The sequence below is a fragment of the Candidatus Pelagibacter bacterium nBUS_30 genome (assembly GCF_051201245.1).
Taxonomy (GTDB): Bacteria; Pseudomonadota; Alphaproteobacteria; order Pelagibacterales; family Pelagibacteraceae; genus Pelagibacter.
In genome coordinates, this window is record NZ_CP172842.1 from 674,383 (window position 1) to 699,711 (window position 25,329).

Below are 25,329 nucleotides of genomic sequence, written 5' to 3' on the forward strand. Positions count from 1 at the left end.
AAAAATTGAATTAGTTTTATCTTTTATCATTATCTAAAGTTGATCAAAGTAAATTGATTAATTTAGAGTTTATTTAACTATATGTTGTGTGCTTAAATGTAAAGTGAATATATCTGGTAAATGGTGCGCCCTGCACGACTCGAACGTGCGACCCTCGGTTTAGAAAACCGATGCTCTATCCAGCTGAGCTAAGGGCGCAATAAATAATTACAGGTACATGTATAATGCTTAATTAATATTTAAAAAGAAATTTTTTAGCTATTAAAAACAATGATATAAGCTCAATCCTACCAATAATCATAAAAAAAATGAGAAAATATTTTGCTATAAAAGGCAAATTTTGAAAATCAAATTCATTTATACCATAGGCGTAAGAATTTACAGTATTCATAAGTGTTAAAATTGCAATTTTAAAAGAATTTTCAAAATTGATATTATTCAGGCTCAAAAGTGAAGTTAATAAAAATAATGAAATAATAAATATTAAAATTGTTAAAAAATATTTATTTATTTCTTTAAAGTCAAAATTTATTTTAGAAAATATTAATTTATTCATAAAAATATTCTTTGGTTTACTAAATGAAAGGATTTGATTTAAAGAATATTTAGTTAATGAATAAATTTTTAAAAATCTTAAACCTGAGCTAGTAGAAAAAAAAGAGCCTCCAATTATAACCAAAATTAAATATATAAAAATCAAATTGGGTTGATTAGTTTCTAATGAAATTCCAATATTTGAAATGCTACTCACTATTGATAAAAAATTATAAGTAAAATTATTATCAAAACTAAAAAAAATAAAAAAAACTGTAACTATTATTATAAAATATAAAAATAAATGAATGTCTTCATAAAAAAAATTTATGTTTTTTTTCTCTAAAAAAATTAAATTATAAACAAAAAATATACTAAAAAAGGAAAAAAGCATTGAAATTGAAAAAATAACTATTTGAGTTTCATTTATTAATACTGATGAAAGCTCATTCACAGGTAAAAAACCACCTGAGGAAATTATAGTCATTGCTAAATTAAGTGAATTAAAAGATCTTACCCCAAATATATTTAAAGTTATAAAAATTGAAATTGTTATTCCTGAATAAAGTAAAAAAATCTTTAAAGTTTGTTTTAAAACTTCAGATGTATTGAAAGATAAAAAATTAGTTAGAGATTTTTTCAAACTTTCATCATAAATATCAATTAAAAAAATAATTGAAAATAAAAAATACAAACCACCTATCCATTGAATTGAAGATCTCCACAAAATTAACCCTTGATCTATATGCTTTATATTTTCAAAAATAGTGAAGCCTGTGGAAGTAAAGCCTGATACAGACTCAAAAAACGCATTCAAAAAAGTTAAATTATAAATACTAAAGTAAAATGGCATAGATAAAATTAGTGGCAACATAAAATATCCTAAAAGGACTGTAAGAATCTTTTCAAAAATTGAAGGTTTTTCATGACCCGATTTAATTTTATAAAACAAAATAGCAATGATAAATGAAGAAAATAAACTAAAGTAATATGTATTAAGATTTAGATATAAATTAAAATAATATGAATAAATTATATTAAAAAAAGAAAAGACAGAAATTAATACAAAAAAAAAACTTAAATATTTTACTCTAAATAGAGACATTATTATTATATTGAGCTGATTCTAAATATATTTTCCACTACTGAAATTGAGTCTTTTTTTGCTAAAAAAACCACCCTATCATCTTTTTGAAATATAAAGTTTGATCTTGGTATAATTACTTTATCTTCTCTTAAAATGGCACCTATTCTTATTTCCTCAGGCAAATTTGATTTCTTAAGTTCTTTGTTAATTAATTCTGAAGTTTCAATTATTTCTGCTTCTATTACCTCATATTCACCATTTAAAATCGTATAAGCATTTTCTATAGTTCCTTTATGAATGTGTTTAAGTATACTTGATACTGTATTCATTCTAGGATCGATCAGATCATCAATCTTGAGTGAATTTTGCAATAACGAATAATTAGGTTTGTTTATTAAAGCCATTGTTCTTTTGTCTTCAATTTCTTTTTCATCTTTAGCAAATTTTTCAACTAATACACTTACCATTAAATTATCTTCATCATCGTTAGTAAGCGCTAACACAGTTTCAGCTTCTTCTAAGTTTGCCTCAACTAAAACTTCTTCATCAAGTCCATCACCATTTATAATAATTGTATCATTAAGTTCATTGGCTAAATATTCAGCTCTTTCTTTATTTTTTTCAACAATCTTAACTCTAGTTTCGTCCAGTGTTTCTTCAAGGTTTTTAGCTAAATTAAAACCAATATTTCCACCACCAACAATTAAAATCTTCTTAGATATTTTTTCATTATGACCAAAAGCTTCTAAGGTTTCTGCCATTTGTGATGAATTTATAATTACATAGATTTTATCACCTTTTTGAACATCATCGTTTTTTTTTGGAATTAAAAATTTATCACCTCTTATGACTCCAATAATATTTGCTTCTAAATTAGGGTGTTTTTTTGTTAGTTCATTGAGTTTTATATTGATTAAATTACAATTCTCATTAATCAAAATTTCTAATAATCTAATTTTATTGTCAGCAAATGGCACACTATCTAATGCCCCGGGTGCTTCTAATTTTCTTTGAATTGATCTAGCTATTTCTAATTCAGGAGAAATAATTACATCAATAGGTAAATCTTCTTTATTGTAAACTCTTGTAAATTTTGGATTTAAATAATCTTGAGATCTAATTCTTGCTATTTTTTTGGGTATTTTAAATATTGAAAAAGCAATTTGACATATAACCATATTGATTTCATCATTTCTGGTTACAGCTATTATCATATCAGTTTCTGAAGCATTAGCTTTTTCTAAAATAGATGGATATGTTGCTTTACCAACAATGGCTTTAACATCTAAAACTTCATCAATCTTTTGTATATCGTCACTTGATTGATCAATGACAGTAATGGAATGACCTTGTTCACTTAATTGTTTAGCTATAGTAAAACCTACTCTACCAGCACCACAGATAATTATATTCATTTTAATTAAATTCTTTTATTCCTAAACCTTTAAGTTTTCTATGTAGCGCACTTCTTTCCATACCAACAAAGTTAGCTGTTTTTGAAATATTTCCATTAAATTTTTTTAGCTGAATAGTTAAATACTCCTTTTCAAACTTTTCTCTAGCTTCTTTTAATGGCACAGAAAGGCTATTTTCTACACCATGATCATTAAAATTAGTACTTTTTAGAGATTCTTTAATAATATTAGATATTTTTTCTTTATTTTCGGGTTGTAAAATAGCAATTCTCTCAATTAAATTTCTTAATTCTCTTACATTACCTTTCCAGTTATGATTCAGGATATTTGAATCATTTTCATCAATTTCTAATTGATTAATATTATAATTTTCAGATATTTTTTTTGAAAAATATTTTATTAAAAGTGGAATATCAGAAATTCTTTGACTTAATGGTTCAATATTTATCTCAAATACATTTATTCTGTGAAACAAATCCTCTCTAAAATTTCCAATTTCAATTTCATTCTTTAAATCTTTGCTTGCAGAACATATTAATCTAACATCTACAACAATATCACTATTGCCGTTAACTCTTTTAAATTTTTGATCTGTTAGCACTCTTAAAATTTTTGACTGAATATCAAGTGGAATTTCTGAAATTTGATCAATTAATAATGTTCCTTTATTAGCTTTCTCAAGTGCTCCATATGAAATTGAGCCATTTTCTTTTTCTTCACCAAATAATTCCAATTCATATTTATTTGAATCAAGTAATGCCCCATTTAAAACAATGAATGGTTTTTGATATCTGTTAGAATTTTTATGAATTTTTCTTGCAACTAATTCTTTTCCAGAGCCAGATGGACCATTTACAAGAACTCTACTTTCAGTTAATGAAATTTTTTTAATTTGATCAACTATATTTAAAATATTTTTACTATTACCAATGAGATCATACGATGAAAATAACTTACTTTCATATTCTTTATTTTCTTTTTTAAGATTAAAATTTTCTACAGCTCGACTTACAAAATTAAGTAATCTTTCTTGATCAAATGGCTTCTCAATAAACTCAAATGCTCCATGCTGTAATGATTTAACAGCCATCTCAATATTAGCATGGCCAGAAATAATAATCACTGGTATGTCTTTATTCTTTGTTTTAATATGAGAAAGTAATTCAATTCCATCATTATCTCCTTTGTCTAATTTTACATCTAAAATAGCTACATCAGGTAGTTTTTTATCAATTTCGGTAAGTGCTTGATTGTAATTTGCAGCTAATCTTGTTTTATAACCTGCGTCGATAATTAGTTCATTTATAATATTTCTAATATCAGCATTATCATCAACAATTAAAATCTCAGCACTCATTATTTTAAAAATTTAACTTCTATTTTGGCCCCATCACTTATTGGAATAAACTTAATGTTTCCATTATGATCATTAATTATTTTATTAACTATAGACAATCCTAAACCAGTACCATGCTTTTTTGTTGTAAAATATGGGTTCAAAATATCTTTAACTGTACCTTTTAGATTTTTAAATCCTATTCCAGAGTCAACAATGATAAAACTTATATGACTATTATGGTCATTAAGTTCAATAGTAATTTTTTTGTTGGCACTACTATCTTTTTCTAATTTTTGATGAATACTTTCAATAGAATTTTTTATTAAATTAAAAAATACCCTACTTATTTGTTCTTTGTCGCTATCAAGTGATATTTCTTCAGAAGTATTTGAAAAAACAATTTCTATAGAATTATCTAATTCCTGAAGCAACTTAATATTTTCATTCAATAAATTAATCAAATTATTTTTATGAAAAACAGGTTTAGGCATTCTTGCAAAATCAGAAAATTCATTAACTAGTTTTTCAATTTGTTTTATTTGATTATTTATAATTTTAAGATTATCTCTAAAATTTGATTGGTCACTATCAGTTAATTGATCAGCATATTTATTTTTTAATCTATCAATTGTTAATTGGATTGGTGTTAAAGGATTTTTTATTTCATGAGCTAATTTTCTAGCCAAGCTACCCCAGGCTTCATGTCTTTCATTAATTATAAGTTTTTCTTGCTGATTTTTTAATCTATCAATCATAAGATTGAAATTTTTATTTAATATTTCTAAATCTTTATCAGTTTTTACCTCAGGAACCTTTGCATCAAAATTACCTTGTCCAATTGAAGTTGATGCAAAAATAAGATTGTTAATTGATCTAAAAAATCTTGAAGAAAATCGGATAGCTATAGATATTGAGACAAATAACAAAACACTTACAACAACAATATAAATTATTGCAAAAGATAATTTTATTCCCGTGCTTTTTTCTTCTACAGTATAATAAAAATTAATAGCTTCTTCAGACTCGGTGAGATATCTCGAAATATCTTTATCTAAGTATTTAACTACGTAGATAAATCTATTGTTAAAATTTTGTAATCGCATTATTGCAGCAGAAATATTTGAGGGTGCATCTATAATTTTTAAAGGTCTGTCATCATCTAAAACTAAATTTAAGGCTTTATCAACGGGAGCAATGTAGGGTTGATTATCATTAAGAGTAGTAAATAATAATTCTTTGTTTGTATTTATAATATGTACTTCATCAACATTTCTAATTAATTTCTGTGTATCTAAAAATCTCTTATATTCATCTTTACCATCATTTAAAAAATTTTTACTCTTGTTTATGTCAAAAGCTATTAGAACTATATCTGATTGAATTTTGTTTCTAATTTCATCTACATAATTTCTGGCTAGCTCATAGGAGTTATTCACCACTGTTGTTACTTTTTTGTCAAAGTATTTCTCAAGTGCAAAAGAAAATAAAAATAACGAAAAGATAGAAATTAATACTGAAGGAATTAAGGTGAATAATGCAAAATATGTTATATATTTTTTATTAGAATTTAAACCGTCTTTATCAATATCGCTCTTAATTGCTTTTTTAATTTCAACAAAAATGAAAACAAACAAAGATAATAAAAGTATAATGTTAAGAACTAATAAAAATTGTAAATTTTTCTCAGATAATTCAATAAAACCTTTATCGATAAAAGTTAAAAATGTTAAAAAACCTATCGATAATGTGATAATAAATAATAATATTAAATATATGTTTTTTTTAATAAAATTGGACATTTAAATATATAAATCACCATTTTGATGAATAATTATTTTATAATACTTGCCTCCGGACAAAGCAAAAGATTTAATTCAACAAAACCGAAGCAGTTCATTTTATATAAAAATAAAGCACTTTTTGAGCATTCACTTGAAAAAGCTACGATTTCAAAACTTTTTAAGAAAATAATTTTAGTTGTTAATGACAAAAAACAAATCAAAAAAAAATATTCTAAAGATGTTGTAGTTATTAAAGGTGGCAAAGAAAGATCAGATTCCTCTTTAATTGCCTTAAAATATATTAAAAAATTTAATCCTAATAATGTTTTAATTCATGATGCTGCAAGACCCAATTTTACTATTGGTCTTTTAAATAAATTAATTAATTCTCTAAAAAAGAACAAGGCATCGATACCGGTTATTTCTTCTAAAGACTCAATTAAATATAAAGTTAAAAATCAATTGTTTAATCTTAATAGAAAAAATTCTTACTTAACACAAACTCCTCAAGCATTTAAATTTAAAGACATTTATGATTTGTCCATAAATCAAAAAAACATACTTCAAGATGAGGCAACATTATTTATCGACAATAATTTGAAAATTAATTTTATTAAGGGCGAAACTCTAAATAATAAGATAACTTTTAAAGAAGATATCATTAATATAAAAACATATTTTGGTATTGGATTTGATATTCATAGATTGATAAAAGATAAAAAACTTTATTTAGGTGGGGTTAAAATCCCCTTTCATTCAGGTTTAAAAGGTCATTCAGATGGAGATGTAATTTTACATTCAATAATTGATGCACTATTGGGTGCGATGAGAAAAAAAGATATAGGAACTATTTTTCCAGATAATAAAAATAAATTTAAAAATATTAGATCGCCAAAAATGCTAAAACCTATTGTTGATATTTTAAATAAAAGTAATTTCTATATTAATAATTTAGATATCAATTTGATATGTGAACAACCTAAAGTTTCCAAATATAGAAATAAAATAATAAATTCTTTATCAAATCTATTAAATTTAGATAAAGATTTAATTAATTTAAAAGGTAAAACAGTTGAAAAATTAGGATTAATTGGAAAGGAAAAAGCAATAGCTTGTGAAGTTATTTGCTCAATATCAGAATGAAGAAAATAAATGTACTAATATCAACTTTCTTCGGTTATGGTTATTTAACCAAGATACCAGGAACTGTTACATCATTAGTTACGACTGTATTTATTTATATTGCATATGAATACCTTGGATACACTGATCTTAAATTTTCAATAATTTTTTTTACTCTTTTATTTTTCTATTCTTTTTATGCAGTTAAAGATGCAGAAAGTGAGTTTAAGAATAAAGATCCAAGACAAATAGTTATTGATGAAGTTTTAGGCCAAGCTATGCCTTTAATATTGTTGCTATATTTAAGCCAAACTAATCAACTAAATATACAAATTGAAATATATTATGTTTTGTCATTCGTATTCTTTAGGTTTTTTGATATTTTGAAACCATTTCCAGTAAGTTATTTTGATAAAAATTTTAAAAATTACTTTGGGATAATTATGGATGATATAATGGCTGGATTGTATTCAATGTTATTAATTTACCTAATAAGTCTTAAATTCTAATGAGTATTCAGCTTCTCCATAAAAAATTAATTAATAAAAAATTAACTATATCTGTGGCCGAATCTTGTACTGGTGGTTTATTGGCTCATAATTTAACTAAATTAGCCAACTCATCAAAATATTTTCAAATGGGGCTAACCACCTACTCCAATCAAGCTAAAATTAAAATTTTAAAAGTAAATAAAAACATAATTAAAAAATATGGAGCTGTAAGTAAAGAGTGCTGTAAATCTATGGTCCAGAATTTATCTAAAATTTCAAAAAGTAAAATAAACGTTTCTATTACTGGAATAGCAGGACCTGGTGGTTCTTCTAAAAACAAACCAGTGGGTTTGGTTTATATTGGAATAAAAAATGATAAAACCTTACTTATTGAAGAAAATTTTTTTAAAACAAAAAAAAGATACTCAATCCAATCTTTAACAGTAAAAAAGGTAATAAAAACTATTCTTAAAACAATCTATTAATTAAAATTTGCTAAAGCATTATAGATGCAGCCAATTCCAATTCCTGCAATCTCATCACTTTTTAAAGATCTAGCTCTAGTTGTCATTTTAGATTTTAGGAATTTTGACGTTCTGTGATCAGGATATCTATATTGGATAATATGAAACCAAGGGCCATTAAAACTCACTCCATCTAAATTTTTATTAAATTTTTGAACACCGTTACTTGCTTGTGAATTATGTGCTTTTTTTGCCCAAGGCTCTAAAACTGAATTATCCATGAAACCATCTTGGAACAATTCAGCAGCTTTTAATAAATTTTTTTCATAATTTTTTGGAAGTTTTACATTTGCTGCATTAGCAATTTCCAAAATCATAAAAGCTTCGCCCAATCCAGTATGATGATACCATAACGACCTATTACCACGTGTTGTTCTATCTTTAATGCTGCCATCTTTTAAAATCCATTTATCTGCACCTTTAATAAGCTTTTTAACTAATGATTTATAATTTTTATTATTATTGTGTTTGAGAGCAATGTTAGGGAAAAACCATCCAGCAGAATTTCCCATATAAAATTTTGATACTGGTTTTATCCTTTTGTAAAAAGATTTAAACCATTGATTAATCTTTTTATGTCTGGGATCGTCTGTTTTATAAGATGTAAAGTTTAAGTTATAAATATAATTAAGACCCATAACAATTTCTACAGCAACAGTTGCATCTTTTATTGGCGCTATATCTTGACCGTTAGGGTCGCTCCATTCTCCCTCACAATCTTTTAAAATAGGTTTATCTTTTGAGTTTGTGTAACACTGCTTGGTTGCTGATAGTGCATTATTCTTTGACCAAGTATAAAGTTTATCAAATAAAAATTCTTTAACTTTATCATTCTCATTAACACTGGCATAAGTTATTGCATCTGCATATTCTTTAAAAACATCTCTACTGTAAACACCTTCTACTATCTTCCAGTTATCCATTCTTGAATTGTAGCCAAGTATTTTGGGCGCAAGATCTTTGTTAATAATATTTTTTTTAGGCTTATAATTGTTAAAACCACATATTTTTGATTTATAATCTTTCGGCAAATCATCATATTTGTTTAATATGTCATCAGGTATAAAAGGACTTTTGCTTAATTGTTTAGAATTGGCGATAGAATATGAAGTTAATGTAATAAATAATATGTATATAAATAAAATATTAAAACTTTTTATAACCATTTCTTTTAATTAAAGATTTTTTACAAAAATGTATACTCTTAAATCTAAATCATAAATTTATTCAATTGGCTGGTAAAGATCTTCGGCCCTTTTTTGAAAAGCATCTGCTATCTTATTCAAACCAAACTCGAAAGACTTAGACATCAAAACATTTAAGAATTTATTCTCGATTTCAAAATCAATATCAAAAGAAATTTCGGTGCCCCCTTTTGTTTCATTAAAATTCCAATTATTTTCTAAGTGATTTAATGGGCCGCCAATATTGGTTACATTTATAGTACTGTTTTCTTTGTCAAATTTTACATCACTTTTGTATGTATCTTTAAATGGTCCTTTACCAATGGTAAGATCAGCAATAATTAAAATTTGATTACCTTCTTTATTTCTTTCATAAACATGTGAGTCCAAACAAAAAGGGACAAACTCTGGATATTTTTCAATATCAAGAACTAAATCAACAAGTTGATCTTTTTTACATTCAATTAATCTCTTAACTGATGCTTTGGGCATTAATGTTTGTTTAATCTATTTTGTTGAAGTTGAGCAAAATCTTCATCAGCATGATACGAAGATCTTGTTAATGGTGATGAAGAAACTAGTAAAAATCCTTTTGCTTTAGCTATTGTTCCTAAATCATCAAATTCTTTTGGAGTATAATATCTTTCAAGCGGATGGTGTTTTGTTGATGGTTGAAGATATTGACCAATAGTTAAAAAATCTACTTCCGCAGCTTTCAAGTCATCCATAACTTGCAAAATTTCATCTCTACTTTCACCTAGTCCAACCATAATTCCAGATTTGGTAAAAACATTCTTATTAACTTGTTTGGCATTTTTCAAAAGTTCTAAAGATGAAAAGTATCTTGAGCCAGGTCTAACTTTTAAATAAAGACTGGGTACAGTTTCGATATTATGATTAAAAACATCTGGGTTTGCATCTAAAACTCTTTTATAAGAATCTCCTTTTCTCAAAAAATCAGGTGTTAATACTTCAATTGTAGTATTTGGATTTTGTTTTCTTGTTTGATTTATTGTTTCAAAGAAATGTTCTGAACCACCATCATCTAGATCATCTCTATCAACAGATGTTATCACAACATGTTTTAAATTTAATTTTTTAACAGCTTCTGCAATTTTAATTGGCTCTAATTGATCTAGTTTTCGAGGTAAACCAGTTTTAACATCACAGAATGCACATGCTCTAGTACAAGTATCTCCCATTATCATAAATGTTGCATGTCTTTTACTCCAACACTCGGTAATGTTTGGGCAATTAGCTTCCTGGCAAACAGTTACTAAATTATTATTATTTACTATTGTTTTTGTTAAGAAAAACTCTTTACTATTTACAAGCTTAGACCTTATCCAATCCGGTTTTTTCTTGATCGGATTAATTGGTTTGTTTTGTTTTTCTGGATGTCTAGTTTTCATCATTTTTAATTATATAAATTGTCTCACCTTCCTTTCCAAACAAAAATCTTTCTCTTATTAAAGTTTCAACATAATCAAGATCTAAATTGGTGCTTAGCAAAGTATTTTTATGATCTAAATCATTTATCTTATTAACTAAGGATAATTCTTCGTTTTTCAAGTTAGACAAAAGTTTTTTTTTTCAATAAATGAAAAAAGCCCTCTTTCACCTGATACAAGATTAAAAGCAAAATAAAAAATCAAAAAAATAGATACTAATAAAAAATAATTTCTTTTTATTAATCTAAGCATTAATTGATTTTATTCATCCTCGCTTTTTTTCCAAGTTCTTCTTCAATACGAATTAATTGATTATATTTAGCTACTCTTTCAGATCTTGCTAATGATCCGGTTTTAATTTGATTAGAGTTTGTCCCAACTGCCAAATCTGCAATAAATGTGTCCTCACTCTCTCCTGATCGATGAGATATGATTATTTTATATCCTATGGTTTGAGCAAATTTTATCACATCTAAAGTTTCAGATACTGTGCCAATTTGATTGAGTTTAATTAAAATTGAATTTGATGAAATATTTAAAAAACCTTTTTTAAGTCTTTCAAGGTTTGTTACATACAAATCATCTCCAACGATTTGAACATCTTTCACGGATTTCATTAATTTATTCCAAGCCAGCCAATCATTTTCTGCAAAAGGGTCTTCGATTGATTTTATTTTATATTTGTTAATAATTTTTTGATATTCTTTGATCGATTTTTCAACAGAAATATAACTTTTAGAATGAATGGAGTATTTATTCTTTTTAAATAATTCATTGGCTGCAACATCAAGACATATGGAAACATCTTTACCATTTTTAAAACCTGCTTTTTTAATTGCAGAAACAATTAAATCTAGCGCCTGATTATTACTACTGATCATTGGAGCAAAACCACCTTCATCACCAACAGATGTAGATAACCCCCTGTCTTTAATTAGCTTACTTAGACTTTTAATAACTAAAAAACAAACTCTCATTGCTTCTGAGAAACTTTTTGCACGATCAGGTCTGATCATAAATTCTTGAATTCTAAGACCATTGTTAGCGTGAGCCCCACCATTAATGATGTTCATTAAAGGATATGGTAATTGAAAATTTTTCTTGGCCGAAAATGTTTTATATAAAGGTAATTTTTTAACTTTAGCTGAAAGTTTTTTAACAGCCATAGAAACTGCTAACATTGCATTAGCACCAAGATTTGTTTTTTGTCTGGTGCCATCAAGGTTAATTAAAAGAGTGTCAATTCGTTCTTGGTTATGAATATTTTGACCTTTTAGTTTTTTTGAAATTTTTGTATTAACTAAATTAACAGCACTAAAAACACTTTTTCCTAAATATCTTTTATTATTTTTATCTCTTTTTTCATAAGCTTCAAAAGTTCCTGTAGATGCTCCAGAGGGACAGATAGCTGATGCGCTATTATTTTTTACATAGACTTCTGCTTCAACGGTTGGATTACCCCTACTATCAAAAACTTGTCTTGCTTTTACTTTTAAAATTTTGCTCACTACTTTTTAATTAAATTATCAATATCAGTTAATTGTTTAAGTAAATCTTCTAACTTATCTAAAGGAACCATGTTTGGACCATCTGATGGTGCATTATCCGGATCTTGATGCGTTTCAATAAAAACTCCAGCAACTCCTACGGCAACTGCAGCTCTTGCTAGATATTCAACAAACTCTCTTTGTCCACCAGAAGACTCGCCCTGACCACCTGGTTGTTGTACGGAATGTGTAGCATCAAAAATTACTGGATAACCATTTTTTGCCATGATCGGTAATGATCTCATATCTGATACTAAAGTATTATATCCAAAGCTAGCTCCTCTTTCTGTAACTAATATATTTTCATTTCCAGAGTCTGCTATTTTTTTAGTAACATTAACCATGTCCCATGGCGCTAAGAACTGTCCCTTTTTAACATTTATAATTTTATTAGTTTTTGCAGCAGCGATTAACAGATCAGTTTGCCTACATAGAAATGCTGGTATTTGTAAAATATCAACATGATCTTTTAATAACGAACATTGTTCTGCGTTATGAATGTCGGTTAAAATTGGAACATTCAATTCTTTTTTAATTTTATCAAACACTGGAAGGGAAGCTTCTAAACCGGCCCCTCTTACACCTTTTAAACTCGTTCTATTAGCTTTATCGAAAGAAGTTTTATAAATAAATCCAAGACCTAATTTTTTTGTAATTTCTTGAATTTTACCTGCCATGTCCATTGCATGTTGCTCAGTTTCAAGCTGACATGGTCCAGCAATAATACAAATCTTATTGTCGTTTGAAATTTCTATATTTCCACAATTAACTTTTTTACTATTCATTTATGATTTTTAGCTGCCTTGATAAATGATGAGAATAAAGGATGAGGAGCTAAAGGTCTAGATTTAAATTCAGGGTGAAACTGAACTCCTATAAACCATGGATGATTTTTTAACTCTATAATCTCAGGCAGCTTATTATCAGGCGATAACCCCGAAAAAAACATCCCTTTTTTTTCAAATTTATCTTTAAAAGCAATATTGACTTCATATCTATGTCTGTGTCTCTCTTTAATTAATTTGGATTTATAAATTTTTCTGATTTTTGAATTATCTTTTAGTTTTGCGTCATAAGAACCCAATCTCATTGTACCTCCTAAATCTTTATCGGTTCCTTTAATCTTTTTACCATCTTTAGTCCATTCATTGATTAATCCAATTATAGGTAACCCTTTTTTATCAAATTCACTTGATGTAGCATTTTTTAAATTCAATTGATTTCTTGCAAATTCAATGATTGCCATCTGCATTCCATAACAAATTCCTAAAAAAGGAATTTTGTTTAATCTTGCGTATTTGATAGATTCAATTTTTCCATCTGTTCCCCTTTTACCAAACCCACCAGGAATTAATATTCCTGAAATATTTTTAAGCTTCTTCTTAATTTCAGAAATTTTTAATTTTTCAGAATCTATTCTAACTAAATTTACTTTAACCTTATTATCAATTCCTCCATGCGTTAATGCTTCATCTAAAGATTTATATGCATCTTTTAACTCCACGTATTTTCCAATGATTGCAATATTAACTTGTTTTTTATTATGTAAAATTATTTTAGTTATTTTTTTCCAAGGATTTAAATTTGCGGGTTTTTTTGATTTTAATTTAAAATAGTTTAAAACTTGCAAATCTAACTTTTCTTTAAAAAAGCTCATTGGAGCTTCATAAATAGTTCTTACATCAACAGTTTCGATTACATTTTTAATATCAACATTACAAAATAATGATATTTTTTTTCTATGATCTAATGGAATAGGTCTTTCAGATCTACAAATGATTATATCAGGTTGAATACCTATACTTCTTAATTCTTTAACTGAGTGTTGGGTTGGTTTTGTTTTTATTTCATCCGATGCTTTTAAGTAAGGTACTAATGTTAAATGAATGAATAATGCATTTTTTTTACCCACATCATTTGCAAATTGTCTTATCGCTTCAACAAATGGTAGGCTTTCTATATCCCCTACTATTCCACCAATTTCACAAATAACAAAATCTTCTTTGGATGAATCGTGTTTGATAAATTCTTTTATACGATCAGTAATATGCGGAATAACTTGAACAGTTTTTCCTAAATATTCTCCTTTTCTTTCTTTCTTTAAAACATCGCTATAAATTTTTCCTGTTGTAATATTATCTGATTTTTTTGCAGACACTCCTGAAAATCTTTCATAGTGTCCTAAATCTAAATCTGTTTCAGCACCATCATCAGTTACGTAAACCTCACCATGTTGAAATGGACTCATTGTTCCTGGATCCACATTTAAATATGGATCTAGTTTTCTGATTCTAACTTTGTAACCTCTTGATTGTAACAAATAAGCTAATGATGCTGAAGATAAACCTTTACCTAATGAAGAAACCACACCGCCAGTGACAAATATATATCGCGCCATGGAATTATCTTATAGCGAATAAAAAATGAATTGAAAAGTATTAATTATTTATCTTCAGGAATTGACGGGGTATCTTCAGTTTTTTCCTCAATAGTATCTAAAACTGAATTTGCAGGTGTTAATTCTGCTCTTGAAATGATTGTAAGAGCTAAGCTGCATACAATAAACAAAGTTGCTATAACAGCAGTAGCCTTAGTCATAAATCCACCAGCAGATCTAGATAACATGAAATTTTCTTGAGAAACACCAATACCTAGTGCACCACCTTCTGATTTTTGTAATAGTATTAATGACACTAAAATAAACGCCAGGATGATGTTAATGACTAACAAAATATTTTCCATGCGGTCTAATTAAAGGTTTTTTTAATTATATCAATAAATTTTTTTGAACTTTGAGAGGCACCACCAATCAAAAAGCCATCTATAATGTCAATATCTTTTAATTGAGCAATGTTATTAGTGTTAACAGACCCGCCATATAAAATTTTTAGGGGTTTTTTACCAAATCTATTTTTAATAAAAGAAACAGATTTTAACAAATCATTTGATTTAGGTATCAAGCCAGTTCCAATTGACCATACAGGCTCGTAAGCTAAAATTATGTTAGATTTATTTTTAATTGATTTTAAACCATTGTTAATTTGTTTTGCTAGAACTTGATTAGTTTTTTTATTTTTTTTTTCCGCAAGAGTTTCACCAATACAAAATATAATTTTCAATCCAGATTTGATCGCACTTTTAATCTTTAAATTTATCAGCTTATCAGTTTCACCTGACTGTCTATTTTCAGAGTGCCCTAATATAATATATTTAGCTCCAACATTTTTTAACATACCTGCATTTACGCTGCCTGTGAAAGCACCATAGTTTTCATTTTCATGACAATTTTGTGCACCAACCTCTAACTTGGTTTTTTTCAATCTTTTTGACAGGGGTCTAATAAGAGTATTTGGGGGGCAATAAACTATTTTAAGTTTATTTTTCTTATTAGCATTTGAAAATTTTATAACACTATCTAGTGAATTTAATGTTCTTAAATCACCAAACATTTTCCAATTAGCTACAAAATACATATATTTATTTGTCATTATTGAATTTTTAATCTATAGATTTGTTTTTTACAGATCAATATATTTATAGCGTAATGATAGAAACTTTGAAAAATTTTGGTGGAAAAAAATTAGGAGGCATTATCCTAATTGCAGTAATAGTAATCGCATTTGGATTTGGAGGTTTTGGTGGAGGATTTAGTACTAATAACCAAAATAATATAGCAAAGATAAATAAGACAAATGTAACAACTCAAGATTTTATGGACTATTTAAATGGTAGTAATATTTCACAACAAGCAATTAGAGAAAACCTTGATCAGAATATAATTGAAGAATTATTATCAGGACTAATTTCAACTACTTTAATTGACTTAGAAGTTGAAGATTTTGATCTTTCAATAACAGAATTAACTATTTTAAAAAAAATAAAAGAAAATAAAAATTTTCAAGATGAAAATAATGTATTTCAAAGAACTAAATATGAAAAATTTCTTCTATCTAATAATATGTCAGCTCCCATGTTCGAGCTTCAATTAAAAAATCGTGAACTTCAAAAACACTTGTTTGATTTAATTGGCGCTGGAACAATAACACCAAATTTTGTAATTCAAAAAAAATTTGAAGAACAGAATAAAACTCTAGATGTTGAATATTTTGCAATGTCTAACAAATATAAAGAAAAAGATAGATACACTAATTTAGAAATTGAGGAGTTTGTTGAAGAAAATAAAGATCAATTAAAAAGAGAATATATTGATTTTAAATACGCAGTATTAAACCCTAAAAATCTAATTGGTATAGAAGAATTTAATCAGGAGTTTTTTGATAAAATAGATAAAATTGAAGACCAAATCTCTCAAGGTGATACATTTGAAACAATACTGGAAAATGTAGATGTTAATGTAACAAAAATAAGTAAATACACTCCATCATCAACAAAAAATATCAATGAGGATAAAATTTATTCTAAAAGATCATCAAATTTAGATCTTGTAGAAAATGGTGATAATTTTTTATTATTTTCAATAGTAAAAAAATATGATCTTGGACCAAACTTAAATGACAAAACTACCAAGGATGAAATAACTGAATTAGTTTTTCAAAAGGGAAAATTCGATTTTAATAGAAGTATTTTGGAAAAAATTCAGAAAAAAGAATTTGATAATAATAAATTTAATGAAATGTCAGCTAATAGCCTAGAGTACACATCGCTTAATTCAATTAATGATAACAATACTTTTGAAAAAAATTCGGTAAAAATATTATACAGCCTTCCAATTAATTCTTTTACACTTGTAAATGATAAGGATAATGAAATTTATTTAGTTAAAATCGTTAATGCAAAAAATAATTCTTATAATGCAACTGATGAAAATTACTTAAAATTTGTCCAAGAACAAAACACAGTCAATAGAAAGAGTATTCTTCAATCTTACGATCAATTACTTAATAAAAAATATAAAGTTCAACTAAATCAAAAAACTATTGATAGAGTTAAAAATTATTTCAAATGATAATTAATCGAAACTTCAAAGATTTTAAGTTTCGACACAGAAGCAAAAAAAATCAAATAATATATACATCAAAAAAAGTTAAAAATGATGATGAAGTTCTTAATCTAATTGATAATTTTCTCATAGAAAAAAATAGCTTTATATTTGAGTCTATTGAAAAGGGTAAAATCAAAGGTAGATATACCATTTTTGGCAAAAACCCTGATAAAATTTGGGAGTTTAATAACAATAATTCATACTTAATAAAAAACAAAAAAAAAATTAAATTAAAACACAAGCCTGAGCAATTAATTGAAAAAATTATTGAAGAATTTAAATTTGAAACACCAAAAAAACTACCTAAAATTTGTTCTTTAATATCAGGTTATTTTTCATATGACTCAATTAGATATATTGAGAAAATTCCAAACAAATGTAAAGATGATCTTCATTTACCTGATGTAAGACTTTTAAGACCAAGAACTCTTGTAATTTATGATAATTTAAAAAAAGAAATTTTTTATATCGTTAATGTTTTTAATGATGAAAAAATTAAAAACTATGTCAAAAAATATGAAGAAATCAAAATTGAACTATCTAAACTATTAATTCAAACTACTTTAAAAGTTTTAGATAATTCATCTAAAAAAATTAATAAAAAAATAAAAGTTAAATCTAATACGTCCAAAAATAAATTTGTCAAAATGGTTGATAAAGCAAAAAAATACATCAAATTGGGTGATATTTTTCAAGTAGTTTTAAGCCAAAGATTTGAGGCCAAATTAACAAAAAAACCTTTGGACATTTATAAAAAACTAAGAATTACAAATCCATCTCCTTTTATGTTTTTCTTTAATTTTAATGATTTTCAAATTATTGGTGCAAGTCCTGAAATATTAGTCAGGTTAAGAGATAATAAAATTACTGTAAGACCCATCGCTGGAACAAGACCTCGAGGTAAAACAGTTAAAGAAGATCTTTTTTATGAAAAAGATTTACTTAAAGATAAAAAAGAACTCTCTGAACATTTAATGCTTTTGGATCTTGGAAGAAATGATGCTGGTAAAGTTTCAAAAGTTAATTCTGTTAAAGTCACTGAGAGCTTTATTATCGAAAGATATTCTCATGTAATGCACATAGTTTCAAATGTAATTGGTGAATATAATAAAAAGTTTTCAAAATTTAAATCTATGTTAGCAGGTTTTCCGGCTGGAACCGTCTCTGGCGCTCCTAAAATAAGAGCCATGGAAATAATTGATGAATTAGAAACTACTAAAAGAAAAGTTTACGCAGGAAGTATTGGATATTTTTCAGCTAATGGTGAATTTGATACCTGTATTGCCCTAAGAACAGCTGTTGCTAAAAATAAAAAATTCTATGTACAAGCAGGTGCTGGGATTGTTGCGGACAGTAAACCAATTAATGAATATGAGGAAACGGTAAATAAAGCTAAAGCTTTAATTAACGCTTTAAGATAATGAAAATATTATTAATAGATAATTACGATAGTTTCACTTTTAATCTTTACCATTATCTCTCTTCTTTAAAAACTAAAGTAGATGTTGTAAGAAACGATCAAATTACATCAAAAGAAATTATCAAAAAAAGATATGATAAAATTGTAATCTCCCCCGGCCCTGGTAACCCAAACCAATCAGGGAATTGTTTGAATATCTTAAAAACACTTCATAAAGACTTGCCTTTTCTTGGTGTATGTCTAGGTCATCAAATTATCGGTCAAGTTTTTGGGTCAAAAATCGTTCAGGCAAAACAACTAATGCACGGAAAAACTAGTAAAATTAAATCTAACAGAATTGGGATCTTAAAAAAACTTCCAAAGACGTTTGAAGCAACTAGATATCATAGTCTAATAATTGACAAGAAATCGTTATCTAAAGACTTAGAAATTACAGCAGAAACCAATGAGGGTATTATTATGGGTGTTCAGCACAAGAAGTACGATATTCATGGTGTACAATTTCATCCTGAAAGTATTAAAACTATATTAGGAATAAAAATATTAAAAAACTTTGTAAATAATTAATTCATGGAACAATTTCTAGAAAAACTCAAAAAAAAACAAAACTTAAGTTTTGAAGAAAGCAAATCAGCTTTTGAATTATTGATGACAGGAAAAGCAAGTGAAAATGAAATTTATGATTTTTTAACATTACTTTCAGAAAAAGGTGAAGTTTCAGATGAAATAGCTGGAGGTGTTTATGTTCTAAGAGAAAAATCTAAAAGAGTAAACGTTACTAATTGTGTTGATACTTGTGGAACAGGTGGTGATGGAATGAATACTCTAAATATATCAACTGCTTCAGCCCTACTTTTAGCAAGCATGGGCACAAAAGTTGCTAAACATGGCAATAAGGCTGTTTCTTCAAAATGTGGGTCAGGAGATGTTCTTGAAGCATTAAAAGTTAAAATCGATCTTGAGCCAACAGATATAGAAAAAGAAATTAACAATAATAATTTTGGCTTCATGTTTGCTCCAAATTATCACAGTGCAATGAGATTTGTTGGACCAGTTAGAAAAAAAATAGGTAAAAGAACCATCTTTAACATGATTGGACCGTTAAGTAATCCCGCTTTAGTTGAAAGGCAAGTTGTTGGAGTTTTTGATAAAAAATTATTAAAGATTTTTGCTGAAGGTCTTAAAAATTTGAATATTAAATTTGCATGGATAGTAAATAGTGTAGATGGATTAGATGAGATATCACCCTATGCAAAAACAAATGTCATGCAATTAAAAGATAGCCAAATATCTGAATTTATGATCGATCCAAAACTGCTGAATATTAATGCTGAAAAATTTGAAAATCTTGTTGGTGATGATGCAAATTTCAATGCAAATAAAATGATTGAAATATTTAAAGGTAAAGATAATGATTTTTCAAAAGCTGTTTGTTTAAATGCGGCAGCAGGTTTAATTGTAAGCGAAAAGTTTACAGAATTTTTAGATGCCTATAATTTTTCAAGAGAATTTATATTGTCAGGCAAACCCTACTCACATTTAGAAAAAATACAAAATGTCTGAAAACATTCTTGAAAAGATAATCAAAAAAAAGGTTGAGAAAATAGATTTATTGAAAAAGACTATAGACGTCAAATCTTTAAATGAAATTATAAATAAAAATAGTTCATTTATTGATTTTAAAAACAAAATTGAAAATAATTTAACTAATAATAAAAGTTCAATTATTGCAGAAATAAAAAAAGCAAGTCCTTCAGCAGGTGTTATCATTGAAGATTATAACCCAGTTGAAATTGCAAAAATATATGAAAACAATAAAGTAACTTGCTTATCAGTTCTTACTGAAGAAGATTTTTTCTTAGGTAATTTAATTCATGTTAGTAAAATAAAAGATAAAATAAATTTACCCATATTATGTAAAGATTTTTTTATTGATAAATTTCAAGTCCCTTTAGCTAAAAGTTATGGTGCAGATGCAATTTTAATTATATTAGCTGGTGTTTCAGATGATTTAGCTAACGAATTATATGAAGAAGCCTTAAAGTTTAATATGTCGATTATTGTTGAAGTTCATACAGTTGAAGAAGCAAAAAAAGCTTTAAACTTTAAAGAAGCATTAATTGGTATTAATAATAGAAATTTAAAAACTTTAAAAACTGATATCAATACAACCTACGATATTTATAATGTGTTAGCTAATCACCAAGGGCCACTTATCTCTGAAAGTGGCATCAAAACAAAAGAAGAACTTTTAGATTTAAAAAACAAAACATCCATTAATACTTTTTTAATTGGTGAATCACTTTTAAAAAATTTGGAAAAAAATTCAATTTTTTCAGTTTTATAGTTAAATAAACCCATATTTTACTGGTATTTTTACTATTGTTATAATAGAAGAACTTTTATAGAACATTATTTGTACGATATTTGTTCTTATGCTTACAAAAAAACAAAAAAACCTACTTTTATTTATCAACAAGAAGTTGAGAAGTTCTGGTGTATCTCCCTCTTACGAGGAGATGAAACAATCATTAAATTTAAAGTCAAAATCTGGAATTCATAGATTAATAAGCGCTTTAGAGGAAAGAGGCTTCATTAAAAGATTAGCACACAAAGCTAGAGCATTAGAAGTTATCAAATTACCTGAAACAGCTTCTGCCAATGATATTTACAACAGCTTTTCACCTAGTGTAATCAAAGGTGGTTTAGACGAAGTAAACATTAATTCTGACGAAATGGAAGTTCCAGTGCTTGGAAAAATAGCAGCTGGTACACCTGTAGAAGCAATTCAAAATGAAGTTTCTAGAATACCTTTACCAAGCAACTTGGAAAAAAATGGTGACTATTTTGGATTAAAAGTTCAGGGAGACTCAATGATTGAAGCTGGTATCAATGAGGGTGATACTGTCATAATTAGAAGAACAGATAGTGCTGATAACGGAAAAATTGTTGTAGCTTTGATCGACGAACATGAAGCTATGTTAAAAAGAATTCGTAAAAAAGGTAAAGTTGTAGCTCTTGAAAGTGCAAATAGAAACTACGAAACTAAGATTTTTGGTCCCGATAGAGTAAAAGTTCAAGGTGTTCTGGTATCTTTATATAGAAACTTCTAAAAAAATAGTCTAAACAACATTAATGTTTAAAGTTGCAACACGTTTTGCACCCTCTCCTACTGGTGCTCTTCATATTGGTGGAGTAAGAACAGCTTTGTTTAATTGGCTGTATTCAAAAAATCAGAAAGGAACCTTTCATCTTAGAATAGAGGATACTGATAAAGAAAGATCTAAAGATGAACATAAAATTCAAATTATCAAATCTTTAAGATGGATTGGTATTGAGCACGATGGTAAAGAATATATTCAATCAACTAAAATTGATGATCATATAAATGTAGCAAATGAACTACTCAAGAATGGATATGCTTATAAATGCTATTGTTCAAGTGAAGAAATAGAAGATCAAAAAAAGAGAGCTAGACAAAAAAAACTTCCTTACGTTTACAATAGAAAATGGAGAGATCTTTCTGAGGCAGACGCTCCTAAACATATCAAACCAGTAATTAGATTTAAAAGTAAAATTGAAGGCACATCAATATTAAATGATTTAGTTCAAGGAAATGTGGAAATTGAAAATAACACAATTGAGGATTTCATAATTTTAAGAAATGATGGAACTCCAACATATAATTTATCAGCAACTGTTGATGACCATCAAATGAACATGTCTCATATTATTCGAGGTGATGATCATAAAATTAATACATTTAAACAAATACAAATATATAAGGCTATGAAGTGGGAAGTTCCATTATTTGCTCACATTCCACTGATACATACAATTGAGGGCAAAAAACTATCAAAAAGAGATAACGCATCAACTCTGGATGATTATTCTAAAATTGGAATAATGCCAGATGCTTTAAGAAATTACTTATTGAGATTAGGTTGGTCTTATAAAGATAAAGAAATATTTACACTGGACGAAAGTATTCAGCACTTTAACTTAGATGGTATAGGTAAATCTCCATCAAAATTAGATATGAGCAGAATATTATCGATGAACGAACATTATATTAAAACTATTGATGAAAATGAACTTTATGATCATCTTGTAAAGTATTGTGAAATTTATAAGGAAAAAATTAAAATAGAAAAAGAAACAAAAATTAAACCTTCATTATCTTTTCTTAAGAATAAAGCAAAGACATTAGAGGATATATTTAATAATGCGAAATACATAATATTTGATGATGTAAAATTTGAGAATAAGGATTTAGAATTGATTGATGATAAAGCAAAAAGTATTATTAAAGAATTTAAAGACAATTTGCTTTCAATGAATATGTTAAACAAAGAAACACTTGAGCCTGTAGTAAATAGTTTAATAAAAAAATACGAGACAAATTTTAAGGGAGTGGGTCAACCACTAAGAGTTGCTTTAACAGGATCAAAATTTGGACCTGGTTTATACGATATAATAATCTCTTTAGGTAAAGAAGAAGTGGTAAAAAGATTAGGAAATAAGATAATTACTTAAAATTGAAGCTGCTTCACTTGATGATGAAGATTTTGATTTAATACCTTTTAAAGTTTTTCTACAATCTATTAATTGCTTCTCAATTAATTCAGGATTTTTTAAAAAATAAATAACTGATTTATAAATTTCCTCTGCGTTACATTCATTTTGTAATAATTCTGGAATTACTTCCTTGTCATTAATTATATTAATAATATTTGCAAATTTAACATTAACTAATAATTTAAATATCATAAAATTTATAAAACTTAATTTATAAATTATTATAGAAGGAATATTTGCATTAGAAATTTGAAGTGAAATTGTTCCAGATTTAGAGACAGCAAAAATTGAATTTGATAATACTTGAGCCTTTATATTTTCATCAGAAACAACATCTATTTTATTAAAATTATTTTTTTTAATCACATTGACTATAAATTCTTTATTTTCATCTGTTGCATGAAAAACAAAAGAATAATTAGGATTTTTTTTATTCATTAATTTAATAAAATCTATCAAAATCGGTAACAGGACATTTGTTTCAGATTTTCTACTTCCTGGAAATAAAGATATAATTTTATTATCTTTAGAAATTATATTATCTAATGTTGTTTTTACATTATCATTTTTTTCAATTAAGGGATGGCCAACAAAACTATTTTTTATATTCTCTTCATCAAAATATTTTTTTTCAAAGTTAAACAGCAAGAGCATATGATCAATAAACTTTTTAATTTTTTTAACTCTATTTTTTCTCCAAACCCATACTTGGGGGGCAACATAATGAATTGTTTTTATATTGTTATTAATCTTTTTAACTTTTTCAGCAACTCTCAGTGTAAAATCTGGGCTATCAACACTAAATAAAATATCTGGATTAAATCTTATAATTTCATCGACAGTTTTATTAATCTTATTTCTAATATTAAAAATATTAAGTATTACGCTTGTAAAACCAAGATAAGTGATATCTTTAAGATTAAATATGGAGTTTATACCTAGATTCTTTAAATGGGTTCCTCCAACTGACAAATATTCAATATTAGGATTTTCAACTTTAAGTTTAGAAACAACTGTTGATGCTAATTTATCTCCAGAAGGCTCCCCTGTTAATATAAAGATTTTTTTCATATAATTTTAATAAAAATCTTATTTTTATCAGCAAAATTAATACATTTAGCTTTATCTAAAAATATATTTTTTTTTGATTTTAAAACTATTCCTTTTAATCCATATTTTTTACAGTCTTTTAAAGTGTGGAGACCTATGGTTGGTAAATCCATTCTCAAGTCTTGTTTTTTCTTAGGCAATTTAATTAAAATGCCTTTAGATTTTTTTTGTAATTTTGACAACATCTTTTTTGTACCATGTCTATCTTCAATAGCTAAAATAGTGTTATTTTTGACTATAATTGCCTGAACGTGATCTAAACTGTTTAATTTATTAAAATACGTAATTCCTTTTTTTATTGATTTAATATCATCTGAATTTGGTTTTAATTTAGTATAATTTCCAGTTTTTAAGGCAAGCTCAGGATTAAAAAAAATAGAACTAATAACTTTTATATTTTCGTTATTTAAAATTTTAATAATAGATTTTATAATTGCTGCATCGCCTAATTTTGCAGCTTTAATTATGCTAGGCATATAATAAATACCTTTTAAGTCCAATCTTAATGATGAAAATTTTGGTTTAGTAATTTTTCCTGCAAACAAAACTTTTTTGGATTTTCTTTCTTTAATTATGTTTATAATTTTTCCAAACTTACCAATACTTATTCTGTGAGAATTTTTATCATTCTTAAATTTATTATTTTTTGAAAAATCAATAATAAAGTATTTCTTATTTAGTTTTTTTATTCTATTGAGTACAGTTTCTGAAAAATCTGTATCACCTAAGAATAGTCCAATCATT

At 26.5% G+C, this 25,329-nt stretch carries 25 protein-coding genes and 1 tRNA gene; 10 read left to right on the forward strand and 16 right to left on the reverse strand.

Going from position 1 to position 25,329, the window contains the following annotated elements; genetic code table 11:
* Nucleotides 1-121 precede the first annotated feature (121 nt).
* The 5 genes from ACIJYE_RS03695 to ACIJYE_RS03715 form a co-directional block, all read right to left on the reverse strand.
* Nucleotides 122-198 (reverse strand) — tRNA-Arg (locus ACIJYE_RS03695).
* A 34-nt stretch (nucleotides 199-232) separates the two neighbouring features.
* A complete protein-coding gene (locus ACIJYE_RS03700; protein ID WP_435089352.1) occupies nucleotides 233-1,639 on the reverse strand; it encodes a TrkH family potassium uptake protein in 1,407 nt (468 codons plus the stop codon).
* A 5-nt stretch (nucleotides 1,640-1,644) separates the two neighbouring features.
* Complete coding sequence (trkA, locus tag ACIJYE_RS03705) at nucleotides 1,645-3,036, reverse strand: Trk system potassium transporter TrkA (RefSeq protein WP_435089354.1); 1,392 nt, start codon at nucleotides 3,034-3,036, stop codon at nucleotides 1,645-1,647.
* 1 nt (nucleotide 3,037) lies between these two features.
* Nucleotides 3,038-4,393 (reverse strand): sigma-54-dependent transcriptional regulator, encoded by a 1,356-nt coding sequence (locus tag ACIJYE_RS03710; protein WP_435089356.1) that lies wholly within the window; start codon nucleotides 4,391-4,393, stop codon nucleotides 3,038-3,040.
* Nucleotides 4,393-6,174, reverse strand: coding sequence for an ATP-binding protein (locus tag ACIJYE_RS03715; RefSeq protein WP_435089358.1), 1,782 nt, complete (start codon nucleotides 6,172-6,174; stop codon nucleotides 4,393-4,395). The genes ACIJYE_RS03710 and ACIJYE_RS03715 overlap by 1 nt, the downstream gene beginning before the upstream one ends.
* Before the next feature lie 24 nt (nucleotides 6,175-6,198).
* Between ACIJYE_RS03715 and ispF the strand changes: the two genes are divergently transcribed.
* The 3 genes from ispF to ACIJYE_RS03730 are packed head-to-tail and all read left to right on the forward strand — an operon-like array spanning nucleotide 6,199 to nucleotide 8,254.
* Nucleotides 6,199-7,299: a 2-C-methyl-D-erythritol 2,4-cyclodiphosphate synthase gene (ispF, locus tag ACIJYE_RS03720; protein ID WP_435089360.1), complete on the forward strand. Its 1,101-nt coding sequence runs from the start codon at nucleotides 6,199-6,201 to the stop codon at nucleotides 7,297-7,299.
* On the forward strand, nucleotides 7,296-7,787 hold the full coding sequence (locus tag ACIJYE_RS03725; RefSeq protein ID WP_435089362.1) for a phosphatidylglycerophosphatase A family protein: 492 nt from the start codon (nucleotides 7,296-7,298) through the stop codon (nucleotides 7,785-7,787). Before ispF ends, ACIJYE_RS03725 begins: the two co-directional genes overlap by 4 nt.
* Nucleotides 7,787-8,254: a CinA family protein gene (locus tag ACIJYE_RS03730; protein ID WP_435089363.1), complete on the forward strand. Its 468-nt coding sequence runs from the start codon at nucleotides 7,787-7,789 to the stop codon at nucleotides 8,252-8,254. Before ACIJYE_RS03725 ends, ACIJYE_RS03730 begins: the two co-directional genes overlap by 1 nt.
* On the opposite strand, the gene ACIJYE_RS03735 is transcribed toward ACIJYE_RS03730, so the two are convergent.
* The 9 genes from ACIJYE_RS03735 to tpiA all read right to left on the reverse strand — a co-directional run bounded on the left by ACIJYE_RS03735 (nucleotide 8,251) and on the right by tpiA (nucleotide 15,963).
* Entirely contained in the window at nucleotides 8,251-9,459 is a 1,209-nt protein-coding gene (locus tag ACIJYE_RS03735) for an alginate lyase family protein (protein WP_435089364.1), read from the reverse strand. The genes ACIJYE_RS03730 and ACIJYE_RS03735 overlap by 4 nt on opposite strands.
* A 57-nt stretch (nucleotides 9,460-9,516) precedes the next feature.
* Complete coding sequence (locus tag ACIJYE_RS03740) at nucleotides 9,517-9,969, reverse strand: type II toxin-antitoxin system RatA family toxin (RefSeq protein ID WP_435089365.1); 453 nt, start codon at nucleotides 9,967-9,969, stop codon at nucleotides 9,517-9,519.
* Nucleotides 9,969-10,889 carry a lipoyl synthase gene (gene lipA, locus ACIJYE_RS03745; RefSeq protein ID WP_435089367.1) on the reverse strand — a complete coding sequence of 307 codons (921 nt, stop codon included), beginning with the start codon at nucleotides 10,887-10,889 and terminating at the stop codon, nucleotides 9,969-9,971. The genes ACIJYE_RS03740 and lipA overlap by 1 nt, the downstream gene beginning before the upstream one ends.
* Complete coding sequence (locus tag ACIJYE_RS03750; RefSeq protein ID WP_435089368.1) at nucleotides 10,879-11,058, reverse strand: FtsB family cell division protein; 180 nt, start codon at nucleotides 11,056-11,058, stop codon at nucleotides 10,879-10,881. The genes lipA and ACIJYE_RS03750 overlap by 11 nt, the downstream gene beginning before the upstream one ends.
* 121 nt (nucleotides 11,059-11,179) lie before the next feature.
* A complete protein-coding gene (gene eno / locus ACIJYE_RS03755; protein WP_435089370.1) occupies nucleotides 11,180-12,436 on the reverse strand; it encodes a phosphopyruvate hydratase in 1,257 nt (418 codons plus the stop codon).
* On the reverse strand, nucleotides 12,436-13,260 hold the full coding sequence (gene kdsA, locus ACIJYE_RS03760) for a 3-deoxy-8-phosphooctulonate synthase (RefSeq protein WP_435089371.1): 825 nt from the start codon (nucleotides 13,258-13,260) through the stop codon (nucleotides 12,436-12,438). Before kdsA ends, eno begins: the two co-directional genes overlap by 1 nt.
* Nucleotides 13,257-14,873, reverse strand: a complete 1,617-nt coding sequence (locus tag ACIJYE_RS03765; protein ID WP_435089372.1) for a CTP synthase — start codon at nucleotides 14,871-14,873, stop codon at nucleotides 13,257-13,259. Before ACIJYE_RS03765 ends, kdsA begins: the two co-directional genes overlap by 4 nt.
* 44 nt (nucleotides 14,874-14,917) lie before the next feature.
* Nucleotides 14,918-15,217: a preprotein translocase subunit SecG gene (secG, locus tag ACIJYE_RS03770; RefSeq protein ID WP_435089374.1), complete on the reverse strand. Its 300-nt coding sequence runs from the start codon at nucleotides 15,215-15,217 to the stop codon at nucleotides 14,918-14,920.
* A 5-nt stretch (nucleotides 15,218-15,222) separates the two neighbouring features.
* A complete protein-coding gene (tpiA, locus tag ACIJYE_RS03775) occupies nucleotides 15,223-15,963 on the reverse strand; it encodes a triose-phosphate isomerase (protein ID WP_435089375.1) in 741 nt (246 codons plus the stop codon).
* Nucleotides 15,964-16,019: 56 nt separating this feature from the next.
* Here tpiA and ACIJYE_RS03780 point away from each other — a divergent pair, with 56 nt between their 5' ends.
* From ACIJYE_RS03780 to gltX, 7 genes are all read left to right on the forward strand, one after another.
* Nucleotides 16,020-17,441, forward strand: a complete 1,422-nt coding sequence (locus tag ACIJYE_RS03780; protein WP_435089376.1) for a SurA N-terminal domain-containing protein — start codon at nucleotides 16,020-16,022, stop codon at nucleotides 17,439-17,441.
* Complete coding sequence (gene trpE / locus ACIJYE_RS03785) at nucleotides 17,441-18,898, forward strand: anthranilate synthase component I (protein WP_435091263.1); 1,458 nt, start codon at nucleotides 17,441-17,443, stop codon at nucleotides 18,896-18,898. Before ACIJYE_RS03780 ends, trpE begins: the two co-directional genes overlap by 1 nt.
* Nucleotides 18,898-19,464, forward strand: coding sequence for an anthranilate synthase component II (locus tag ACIJYE_RS03790; RefSeq protein WP_435089378.1), 567 nt, complete (start codon nucleotides 18,898-18,900; stop codon nucleotides 19,462-19,464). Before trpE ends, ACIJYE_RS03790 begins: the two co-directional genes overlap by 1 nt.
* Before the next feature lie 3 nt (nucleotides 19,465-19,467).
* Nucleotides 19,468-20,460 (forward strand): anthranilate phosphoribosyltransferase, encoded by a 993-nt coding sequence (gene trpD, locus ACIJYE_RS03795; protein WP_435089380.1) that lies wholly within the window; start codon nucleotides 19,468-19,470, stop codon nucleotides 20,458-20,460.
* Nucleotides 20,453-21,244 (forward strand): indole-3-glycerol phosphate synthase TrpC, encoded by a 792-nt coding sequence (locus ACIJYE_RS03800; protein ID WP_435089382.1) that lies wholly within the window; start codon nucleotides 20,453-20,455, stop codon nucleotides 21,242-21,244. The genes trpD and ACIJYE_RS03800 overlap by 8 nt, the downstream gene beginning before the upstream one ends.
* An 88-nt stretch (nucleotides 21,245-21,332) precedes the next feature.
* Nucleotides 21,333-22,010 carry a transcriptional repressor LexA gene (gene lexA, locus ACIJYE_RS03805; protein ID WP_435089383.1) on the forward strand — a complete coding sequence of 226 codons (678 nt, stop codon included), beginning with the start codon at nucleotides 21,333-21,335 and terminating at the stop codon, nucleotides 22,008-22,010.
* A 22-nt stretch (nucleotides 22,011-22,032) separates the two neighbouring features.
* On the forward strand, nucleotides 22,033-23,433 hold the full coding sequence (gene gltX, locus ACIJYE_RS03810; protein WP_435089384.1) for a glutamate--tRNA ligase: 1,401 nt from the start codon (nucleotides 22,033-22,035) through the stop codon (nucleotides 23,431-23,433).
* On the opposite strand, the gene lpxB is transcribed toward gltX, so the two are convergent.
* Both lpxB and ACIJYE_RS03820 read right to left on the reverse strand, forming a co-directional pair.
* Nucleotides 23,410-24,546, reverse strand: coding sequence for a lipid-A-disaccharide synthase (gene lpxB, locus ACIJYE_RS03815; RefSeq protein ID WP_435089385.1), 1,137 nt, complete (start codon nucleotides 24,544-24,546; stop codon nucleotides 23,410-23,412). The genes gltX and lpxB overlap by 24 nt on opposite strands.
* Nucleotides 24,543-25,328: an LpxI family protein gene (locus ACIJYE_RS03820; protein ID WP_435089386.1), complete on the reverse strand. Its 786-nt coding sequence runs from the start codon at nucleotides 25,326-25,328 to the stop codon at nucleotides 24,543-24,545. The genes lpxB and ACIJYE_RS03820 overlap by 4 nt, the downstream gene beginning before the upstream one ends.
* Nucleotide 25,329: the final 1 nt, after the last annotated feature.